Annotated in this window: 11 protein-coding genes and 1 pseudogene; 1 reads left to right on the top strand and 11 read right to left on the bottom strand. The window is 60.6% G+C overall.

The annotated features are described in order from the left end of the window. The 5 genes and pseudogenes from AX735_RS05285 to AX735_RS05265 all read right to left on the bottom strand — a co-directional run. Positions 1-306: pseudogene (locus AX735_RS05285) on the bottom strand (ATP-binding protein); the annotation flags it as partial. Between the two features lie 230 nt (positions 307-536). Then, complete coding sequence (locus AX735_RS05280; RefSeq protein WP_066276746.1) at positions 537-989, bottom strand: type II toxin-antitoxin system VapC family toxin; 453 nt, start codon at positions 987-989, stop codon at positions 537-539. Beyond that, positions 989-1,258 carry a type II toxin-antitoxin system Phd/YefM family antitoxin gene (locus AX735_RS05275; protein WP_066276745.1) on the bottom strand — a complete coding sequence of 90 codons (270 nt, stop codon included), beginning with the start codon at positions 1,256-1,258 and terminating at the stop codon, positions 989-991. The genes AX735_RS05280 and AX735_RS05275 overlap by 1 nt, the downstream gene beginning before the upstream one ends. Before the next feature lie 100 nt (positions 1,259-1,358). After that, positions 1,359-1,994, bottom strand: coding sequence for a DUF7007 domain-containing protein (locus AX735_RS05270; RefSeq protein WP_446471784.1), 636 nt, complete (start codon positions 1,992-1,994; stop codon positions 1,359-1,361). A 47-nt stretch (positions 1,995-2,041) separates the two neighbouring features. Continuing rightward, a complete protein-coding gene (locus AX735_RS05265) occupies positions 2,042-3,124 on the bottom strand; it encodes a hypothetical protein (protein ID WP_156447427.1) in 1,083 nt (360 codons plus the stop codon). A 271-nt stretch (positions 3,125-3,395) separates the two neighbouring features. Between AX735_RS05265 and AX735_RS05260 the strand changes: the two genes are divergently transcribed. Then, positions 3,396-3,893, top strand: coding sequence for a hypothetical protein (locus AX735_RS05260; protein WP_066276735.1), 498 nt, complete (start codon positions 3,396-3,398; stop codon positions 3,891-3,893). A gap of 23 nt (positions 3,894-3,916) precedes the next feature. On the opposite strand, the gene AX735_RS05255 is transcribed toward AX735_RS05260, so the two are convergent. The 6 genes from AX735_RS05255 to AX735_RS05230 all read right to left on the bottom strand — a co-directional run bounded on the left by AX735_RS05255 (position 3,917) and on the right by AX735_RS05230 (position 6,380). Then, on the bottom strand, positions 3,917-4,258 hold the full coding sequence (locus AX735_RS05255; RefSeq protein ID WP_066276730.1) for an antitoxin Xre/MbcA/ParS toxin-binding domain-containing protein: 342 nt from the start codon (positions 4,256-4,258) through the stop codon (positions 3,917-3,919). Between the two features lie 14 nt (positions 4,259-4,272). After that, a complete protein-coding gene (locus tag AX735_RS05250; RefSeq protein WP_066276727.1) occupies positions 4,273-4,539 on the bottom strand; it encodes a Txe/YoeB family addiction module toxin in 267 nt (88 codons plus the stop codon). Continuing rightward, a complete protein-coding gene (locus AX735_RS05245; RefSeq protein WP_060977715.1) occupies positions 4,536-4,790 on the bottom strand; it encodes a type II toxin-antitoxin system Phd/YefM family antitoxin in 255 nt (84 codons plus the stop codon). The genes AX735_RS05250 and AX735_RS05245 overlap by 4 nt, the downstream gene beginning before the upstream one ends. Before the next feature lie 95 nt (positions 4,791-4,885). Next, positions 4,886-5,086 carry a hypothetical protein gene (locus AX735_RS05240; protein ID WP_066276724.1) on the bottom strand — a complete coding sequence of 67 codons (201 nt, stop codon included), beginning with the start codon at positions 5,084-5,086 and terminating at the stop codon, positions 4,886-4,888. Positions 5,087-5,102: 16 nt separating this feature from the next. Then, complete coding sequence (locus AX735_RS05235) at positions 5,103-5,726, bottom strand: DUF6927 domain-containing protein (protein WP_066276715.1); 624 nt, start codon at positions 5,724-5,726, stop codon at positions 5,103-5,105. A 12-nt stretch (positions 5,727-5,738) separates the two neighbouring features. Continuing rightward, positions 5,739-6,380 carry a hypothetical protein gene (locus AX735_RS05230; RefSeq protein ID WP_060977707.1) on the bottom strand — a complete coding sequence of 214 codons (642 nt, stop codon included), beginning with the start codon at positions 6,378-6,380 and terminating at the stop codon, positions 5,739-5,741. Positions 6,381-6,544 lie beyond the last annotated feature (164 nt).

Genomic DNA, 6,544 nt, shown 5'->3' with positions numbered 1-6,544 from the left:
CTTGCCCGCCAGGCTGAAGACACCCATGCCTGCCGGGTCTTCGGCCTCATGGATGCGCTGGTTCCAGCCCGAATCCCCCAGCGCAATCATGGTCTGGGGGTCGGCGACACCGGTTCCGTCGTCAACCAGGGTCAGGCGCGCTCCGTCCTTATCCGCGCAGCAGGCGATATCGATCCGGGACGCGCCAGCGCGGCGACTGTTTTGGAGGAGCTCTCCCAGAATATCGCCGATGGTACCGTTGAAGAGGCGCGTGACTTTGGTGATTGTCTTCGGGCTGACGCTGGGTCGGATAACTGTCGGGTTCATGGCAAGGGGTCCTTCATCGCACTGGTTCGCCCCTCCCCTCCCCCTTCCCTTCAGATCGGCGGATCGATGCCGGGTCGGAGCCGGGCGGCCTTCGGGCCGCGCCATCAGCGCGCATGGCCGAGACACCCGTGCGCCTTAGACGTTAGGTTGATCCGGTGGAGAGCCGCGCCGAGCTTTGCTATATCTTGCAGAGCGGGACAGTCGCTTGGCTCAAGCCTAAAGCCAAAAACTCAGCAAGCGATAACCTTCACATGGCCTTGGGCCGCGTAATCGATGATCTTGCTGTCGCGCGTGATGACAGGAATTTGATGGTGCCGTGCTGTAGCGATTACGAACCTGTCGGCAGGGTCACCGTGCAAGGGATCAGGCAGATGCGAGGACGCAATCGCAATTTCGGGAAGGAGCGGTGCTTCCTTGATGCCGGGACCGGCCATGAACCGCGCAAACCAGCTTTGCGGGTCCGGAAGGAACGTCAGCGCCGGACCATTGCCGCTGCGAACGCGGCTCAACAATCCCACCTCCCAAGCCGATGCGGGTGACACGAACACGCCTTCTGCGAGTGCGGCATGTGAAATGGCCGCGAGCGCCTCTTGGGCAAGCGGATCACCATTAGCGAGCCAGATAACCGCACACGTATCAAGCAGGACAGAGCTGGGCAGTTCGGTGGGTTTCTTCTTCGTCATCACCCGTGCAACACGCCTTCGCTTGCAGCCAACGGCTCATCAACTACCGGTGAGAGGAGGTCAAAACCTTCGGGAATGCTCACGGAGCCAGACATAAAACCGTGCAGCGTTTTAACGGCGTCGGCCATGCTGGGCGGCGGCGTCAACACCGCGACGGCGTGACCTCGTTTGGTAATGGTCACTTGATCGAGATCGCGGCGTGCCAGTCGGTCCAGGATTGCAAGGCAGTTGGCCTTGAAGTCTGCTGCGCCGTAGGTTTCAGCTCGCATCTGACACTCCTATAGTCATGTGTGATGACTGGTCATATAAGATGACCACATGGCAAAGTCTACAACTTCGGCCGAACGAAGCCCATTTCAATGGCATCGATCAGCCCACTCGTTTGGGCCGCAGAGCCCCTGGCATCGGGATGATCTCGTGCACCGTATCGCGCAGCGCTGTGACCTCGCCGCGCGCAGCGTAGAGGTCCTTGGCGATGAGCGCGCAGACTTCGGCCTTGCCATAGTTTGGCCGGCCAAGGTGATCGACGCCCTCGACTTGCCGGGCAATCACGCCAACTTTGCCTTCCGGCACCCATTCGGCCCAATCACCCCAGGCGCTGGTCACGCAGAATTCGCCGATCGCGGCGATGTAGACCTTACGCGTCCGCAGGATCGTGGAGGCATTCTCCTCGACGGCCTCGCCGGTAAAGGCGCTAAAGCGGTCCGGATGCCAACATTTGGCGGTATCGCGGGCAAGCTGCAGGAAGCCCGCGGAGCAGGAGCCCTGCCCATCAAGCTCGCTGGAAAAGGCAAGGATCGGGAGCGACCAATCGCAGTCTTCCTCGTAGGACCCGCTCTCGATTTGCAGCGCCGGCGGCATGGCCGCCTGTCTCTGATCGGACAGGATGATGCCGCCGTGGCAGGCGGTCATAACTGACCATACGCCGGGGGCCAGCTGATCGGCCTGCTGGACAGCACCCCAGATCGATGTCGATGGGCACGGCGACGGAGCAAAGCAAGTCATGAGCGAACTCTCCTTCTTCAGTTTCGCTCACATCCTCCCCCTCCCCTTCACTCGAGAATGCGGCGGGCTTCGCTGATAATTGCCTCAGGCGTCACGCTGCTGACTGGCAGGGATACGACAAGCCCGGCCTGACCGAGACGCTCGCGCTCGATGCTGCGCAGCTCAAGATAGTCAGCATCATCCGACTGCAGGATCTGGAGCGCGAACTTGCACTCCACCCCGCTATGCTCATCGAGCAGCGCCACCAGGAAATCCGGCCTCGCCGAGCCCGCAGCCAGCGCGATGTCAAAGAGGACCTTCTTGACGGCCATCCTGACACCGAGGCGGCGCAATTCATACTGGGCATGTTGGAGCGCACGCAGCACGTCGCGATCATGGTCGCGCTCGGCGGGCACGAACTGGTTTCCGCTGAAGACAGGCTGGGCATAGGCGCGCAGCGCCAAGTATCCTTCTCGCCGACTATGCTCGCCGACGACGGCCAGCACGAGAAAGGGTGGCTCGACCTCGGCGCGGATGATCCCGGTGTGCTGGATGCGATTGCGGATTTCGACGGTCCCGAGCCCCGTCACCACCTCGCTTGATGTGACCTCGTTTGCTTCGAGAAGCAGAAAGGCCTGCGGCGCAAACTCGGGCGGCCAGGTTTCGGCCGCAGCCCGCAATCGGGCATGGACGCGCCGTTTCTCGTAATCGATCGCGTTGGTGTAGAGATGATCCGACAGCCGGATGCCCGGCGCGATGTCGAAGCCCTGAGCGGCGCGCTTGAGGTGGCGCATTTCTTCGCTGATCGAGCCTGCGCGCCTGCCACTGGGTGGTAATTCGCGAAGGATGTTCGAGCCTGCGCGCTCGAGCAGCAGCCAGAGCAGCTTGCCGAGGCGCGGAATGGCGACGCCGCGTGAGCGGTCGTCAGGCTCTATGTCCTCTGGCCTCTGTGCAAGCTTCTCCGGTGCCTTCTGGTGAGCACTGAACAGGCCTTTTGGTAGGCCGATAGCATAGAGCGAATCCTTCACGGTCTCGCGGATGCGCGGTGGCGCCTGCGGCAGATGAAACGGGCAACCTGGATCGTGGCCTGGCCGCGAAGTGAGACGCCGGAGGTAATAGGTTTCCTGAAAACTGAGATAGGCCGCGCTCATCAGCGGCGGCGGATGCTCTGCCCCAAGGCAATCGCAGGCGATCCACTTGTGGTTCTCTCGCGCGGTCGAGACCAGTGAGACCGAAGCGCGGTGGTCGGCCTCGCTGCCCCGGCCTGTATACCACCGCACCAGCGCAGCCTTCAGCTCGTCGCTGATGGCGACCCTGCCGGTCTTTCCTGTGGTGTCCTTACCTACCAGCCACATGCATGATGACGCCTTGACCCTGTCGTTTGTTCACTATATGTTCATAATCTGCAGGAGCCCATGAATAATGAACAAGGTCTTTGATATCGGCAAGTTCGACCTCGATGTCACGCTGCGCGACGCGGCACTTGATCCGAATTGCCGTCCGACCAAGCGCATGCTCGCCAATGCCTCGATCGGAGTGGAGCCGTTCGATGCCTATTACTCGGCGCGCGAGCTCTATGAGACCTTGCAGGGCGTCTTCCAGGGCCTGCCCAATGCCAAGGCTCGGCTGACGCAGATCCTGTCCTGCCATTGCGATGACTATCAGCGCTGCCTCTACTATGCGCTGGCAGGGCGCGGGGTTGTCCAGATGCTCGACGATCTCGAATGGCTTTTCGGGCTCCTCGGGCCGCGCTGCCAGATGTCGGGGCACATTCTGCGATCGGGGCAGCACCCTGCGCCGATGGTCAACCCTTACGTCTCGTCAGAGCCTGATGGCCCGGTTCCTGCGCGCAATGCCGACTTTACCGAAGGCCCGTCGTGGTATCTTGATCCCGGCCTCGGAGGGATGATCGAGGAATAGACATTTCGGCGACATCGCCATGCCTAGGCATGAACGCCTGCGTCCACGGCATCAATATAAGTCAGCACGTCCTGCACGCGGTCGAAGCGCACAAGTTCCATCGCAGTCTGGCCGGAAAAACCGGAAAGCGGCTCAGAACGATACCAGGCATAGGCCATGATCATAGAACCGAAACGCGGTTCCACCTTGCTGACCACCTCTCTCATCGAGCCTATGCGCCGCTGAATGTCATCTGATTCCATGCGGCGGGTAGCATCTTTGTCGAGACCAAGAGTGCGCGCGAGTTCATCGCCCGTTGTGCCCAGCTGCGCTATCAGTTTGCGCGGATCACGCGCGCTATCTTCCGCATCGCGATGGGATTTCATGTAGGAGCCTCAGTTCAATAGTGAAACCGGCATTGGGCAATCTCTAACTGTTGCTCGTTTCCTTTGCCAGTGACGCGATAGACCAGACGGTCTTCTTTGGTGATGCGCCGCGACCACCAGCCTGCCAGGGAGCCTTTGAGAGGCTCAGGCTTTCCGGTTCCTTTGAAAGGCGTTCGCTGGCATTCCTTGATAAGATCGTTGAGCCGGGTGAAAACCTTGTCATCGGCTTGCTGCCAGTGAAGATAATCCTCCCAGGCATTGTTAGCAAAGACCAGCTTCAAGGCTCGATCAGCCCGCGCTCATTGCCGCCTTGACCATCCAGTTGCTCGATCGACTGCCTTAGGCGGTCGGAATTGGTGCGGTTCGAAAGGAGGTACATGGTCTCCTCGATCGCGTTCCAATCTTCGAGCGAGACCATCACGATCGACTCTGCCTTCTGGCGCGTGACCACGACATGTGTCCGGTCACTGACCACCTGATCCATAATGCCTTTCAGATTGGCGCGCGCTTCTGAGTAGGTGATAACATCCATAGCTTCATCCTTTCCCGGAACATTGTACTGGTATTGGTACAGTTGCAAGCGTGAACAAGTGATGAAGGGCAAGAGCCCCATTTATCCGAGATAGCCTACAGGACGACAACCTGTAGCTCGATGACACCGGGCACGCCCTGCTCTGCAGGCAAAACACAGAATGGCTGGAGCTTGCTGTCCGTTCTTACCACGGCATGGCTCTGCCCGGAATTTGCTGCCATCCGGATAGCGAGGCGCTCGGCATTGGCGCGTCCGCACAGGATCGCCCTTCTCGGGTCGAGGCTCTGAAGCAGCATGGTCACCTCCCGAGCGTTACGGCGTTGCCGGGAAGAATGTGCGCGGCGCACGCTTGGGGGGCACGACTTCGAACCGGCGCTCCATCAATCTGCTGATGCGGAACCGGCCTCGGCCATCGGGCGTGCTGAGTTCAATCCTCGCGCCACGCTTTGTCACCCTGAATTCGGCGTGTTCGCTCCCGTCGGTGAACTTCATGGGTTCAGGCAGTCGGATCATGTCGCCATCGGCGATCTTGCGTTCCTTCAGCCGCAGCTGCCGGTAGCAGCGGTTGCGCCAGTCGAGGGCATAAGGGTGACGGGTTGGCCCCAGTTCCTCGAGGATACTTCTGGGACACCAGGCCTCCACCGGCCCGGAGTTTTCATCCATGTCCTTGTAGCCGAACAGTAGGCCGTCTGCGGCCTTGGGGTTCCAGCGGACCAGACAGATCACCGCGGAGATGGCGTGGGTCTGGTTATTCGGTCCATAGCGCTGGACAGCCGCGTAATAGGCCCCGGTTGTGGACACGCTTCTGATGACCCGGCATCCTTCGAACGTGCCGGTTTCTTCATTCTCGCGCTCCCATGTGAGCTGATTGTCGAGATAGGCCTTGGGAGTGTCGAAGCCCCCCATTCCGGCACGGTGCATGTAAAGCCAGCCCATGCGTGTTCTCCTTCAGATGAGCCCCGGCTGTGCCGGAGGTGCGATCTTCAATTCGCGCGCGATCCGCGCCGTGAGTGCGGGAATGTCTGCAAGGGCGGTGATCGGCGCTTTGCGCATCACCGCGCCAGGCGGTTTGCAGAACGGGTTGCGCCAAGCGAGACCCGGCTCGCCGAACCTCTCCGGGCTGATCCGGACATAAATACCTTCGGCTTCCAGCACATGCTCGCCCGCGAGTTGTTCCTGTGAGGTGTAATAGCTGATGCGATAATCGGCATGCTCGAGCCCGATCCCTGCTGCGATCTGGCGAAGGGCGCGCGTGCCCTCGCGCCGGTAATGGCGCAGCTCTTCGGGACGATAGTCGATCCCGCGCTTGACCAGCGCAATGATCGCCGGTCTGTGCTTGAGCTCGGCAAGGCGTTCGATGCACTGGGACCGCAGCGCCTGGTCGTCTGCCTCACATTCGGTCGGCCTTCCGTCGGCAATGCGCTGCAGGTGGCGGGTGAGGAGCAGTACTGCCGGACAGTTTGAAGCTTGCCGGCCTGCAAGGCGGACATCATCGACGGCCTCGTTTAATGCTCGCAGCGCATTCTCGAAGGTTGTCAGTCCATCAGGCTGGAGAGCGCGGCGGTAACGGTAATCGATGTCGCAGGACATGAGGCTTCCTTTCCATTGCAAGATGCAATGGCCCCATCCCCCTTCCCTCAATGCAGGCTGCGACGATGTTCGCTCGGGTTCTGCAGCGGCAACGGCTCGTAGATCATCGTGTCCCCCGTCAGCACCAATGGCACAGATTTGAGGTTGTGATTTAAGGAGGGTTG

The organism is Blastomonas sp. CCH1-A6 (genome assembly GCF_001556365.1).
Lineage (GTDB): Bacteria > Pseudomonadota > Alphaproteobacteria > Sphingomonadales > Sphingomonadaceae > Blastomonas > Blastomonas ursincola.
This window is presented reverse-complemented; position numbering and strand designations above follow the sequence as displayed.